The sequence below is a fragment of the Mesorhizobium sp. M0590 genome, assembly GCF_040320905.1.
GTDB lineage: Bacteria > Pseudomonadota > Alphaproteobacteria > Rhizobiales > Rhizobiaceae > Mesorhizobium.
In genome coordinates this window covers 1-2,170 of record NZ_JAMYQN010000062.1, presented here as the reverse complement: position 1 = coordinate 2,170, position 2,170 = coordinate 1, and the positions used below count along the sequence as shown (strand labels likewise).

The 2,170-nt window shown below is 59.5% G+C and carries 1 protein-coding gene and 3 pseudogenes; 1 reads left to right on the top strand and 3 read right to left on the bottom strand.

The genetic code is table 11. From position 1 onward, the window contains the following. Window positions 1–86 precede the first annotated feature (86 nt). Window positions 87–194: pseudogene (locus tag NKI52_RS32580) on the top strand (transposase); the annotation flags it as partial. A 202-nt stretch (window positions 195–396) separates the two neighbouring features. On the opposite strand, the gene NKI52_RS32575 reads toward NKI52_RS32580, so the two are convergent. From NKI52_RS32575 to NKI52_RS32565, 3 genes and pseudogenes are all read right to left on the bottom strand, one after another. Further along, on the bottom strand, window positions 397–1,035 hold the full coding sequence (locus tag NKI52_RS32575; protein WP_352700860.1) for a helix-turn-helix domain-containing protein: 639 nt from the start codon (window positions 1,033–1,035) through the stop codon (window positions 397–399). A 262-nt stretch (window positions 1,036–1,297) separates the two neighbouring features. Next, window positions 1,298–1,947 (bottom strand): annotated as a pseudogene (locus NKI52_RS32570) (ATP-binding protein). Between the two features lie 66 nt (window positions 1,948–2,013). Then, a pseudogene (locus NKI52_RS32565) lies at window positions 2,014–2,170 on the bottom strand (IS21 family transposase); the annotation flags it as partial.

The window sequence follows — 2,170 nt, the reverse complement described above, 5'->3', positions numbered from 1 at the left end:
ACTTCCAACATGGATGCCTCCGTTCATGTGATGATCAACGACACCACTTTGGCACAGCGATGCCGTGAGGGGGCGTCCACCCCATCAATCTCGGCTCGCACAAGGGCAAGGCCGTGCGTCGCGCCATTCGCAGGCCGGGGCCAAGTTGATTCTCCTGCCCAAATACTCACCCGACCTCAATCCCATCGAAGCAGTTCTTCGCCAAGCTCAACACTGGCTTCGAAAGACGGCCAAACTGACGACCGAAACCGTCTGTCAGGCGATCGGCGAAATCCTCAACCGGACGACACCCCTCGAGTGCTCAAACTACTTCGCCGATGCGGATACGACCGGAAATGACCCGCTCTAAGTCTGCCCAGGCACATCGGCGAAGCATACGGCTCCGCCGCGCACAGCCTAAACGCGACTATAAATGTTCACGGAAAGATACTGTATCGGAGTCTTCAGTAACTCTTCCGGCCCGTGACGCGCGCCGGCGTCGAATACCATTGCGTCATTCGGTTCGAGGATGTAGGTCCTGTCGGCATGTCGATAAACGACTTTCCCGGCAAGCATGTAGACGAACCTGACACCAGCGTAGCGGAACCCGCTATAGGGTACAGCGTCCGTGCTCAGCGTCACCAGATAGGGATCGACGCCGACGGCGCCCACCAGCGAATAGCCGAGCAACTGGTAGAGGTGTCCGGCCTTGCTGCCGCCTCGTGCGATCTCGACCCCTTTGCCCGCTTTGACGAACGAACAGTCGCGGCGCTCCTCCGTTTCGACGAACAGCTGACTAATCGGCACGTTCAAAACGTGCGCAAGGGCATTGAGCGTCGTGACAGATGCGCCCATACCACCATTCTCGATTTTCGACAGCGTGCCTGTCGAAATTCCCGCCGCTGCGCTTAGTTCCGTGACCGTCAAGTCGCGCAGCTTCCGCAGTCGCCGCACCTCGGCACCGATTCCAGCTTCGAGCGTCAGCGGGCCAAGATTATCCCGCAACGAGGAGTCTGGGGACAGATCTATGTCCTCCAGCAGTTTGACGGAGCTCAACTTTTTGGGCTTCGACGTTCGAGACATCGCACTTCCACCTATTGGAGATTGCTTCTTTGTACAGAACAAAATTTCGGCCATAGCAAGGGGGCCGCGTCTGAAATCGGACACATCGTGTATAATCAATGCTCTTATACCTCTGGGTAAAGATGGATTGCCGGATCTTTGATCTTAAAGCATTGGCCCGGTGTCGCGAGATCGTGGTCGAGTAGCTCAGCCAATCGGCCGCGTCATATCGGAGTTGGCAGGCGGAAACGTGCTATCAGGATCTCGAACTCCGACCCCAGCCCATGCGCCGGCTTTTCTGGCTACGCCGTCTCAGCCGAAGCCATGTCCGTCGCACTTTTCGGCAGAATCGGTTGAGCGCTGGATCGTTTGTGCGGCCTCCCATAATCGCTCGTCTTTGATAGCGCTCCTCGACGATTTCGAACAGATGCAAGCGCTGCTGGTCGGTGAGGCTGTGGGTTCTGAAGTCGTCGAGGATGAGCAGTTGGACGCGGGTGAGCTTTTCGATGAGGCGGGGAAAGCGGCCGTCGAGGCGGACGAGCGCCAGGTCCTCGAACAGCCGCGGCACGCGCACATAGAGCACGGAATGATCGAGCCGTGTCGCTTGCCGGCCGAAGGCACAGGCCAACCATGCTTGCCGGTGCCGGTTTGCCCCGTGACGATCAAATTCTCATGCGCTTTCAGCCATTCGCCCTCGGCGAGCGCCATGGTGTTGCATCGGTCGAGCCCGCGCGGCGTGGCAAAGTCGACGTCTTCGATGCAGGCTTCGGGAAAGCGCAGCTTTTGGCGAGCTTGTTCCTGACGCCGCTTGTCGGCCCGCATGGCGACCTCGCGATCGAGCATCACGCCGAGCCACTCGTCGCGGCTTAGGTCGCCGGCGCTGTCCTGCCGCCAGGCGGCCGCCATGCCGGCGAGCCCGAGGGATGCATCTGATCAAGTGTTGGGTTTGTCAGCATTCTTTCTTCCTTTCCTTCACTGGTAATAGGTACTGCCACGGATGTTGGGGTGCGCAGGCGTCGGCGCAGCTTGCTCGGGCGGCGCGCCTACCCTGTCGAGCCGGATTGAGGATCGCGTTGACGGAGGAGTAGGCGATCGCGTTGATCAGCAGCGCCCGCTCGCAAGCTGCCTC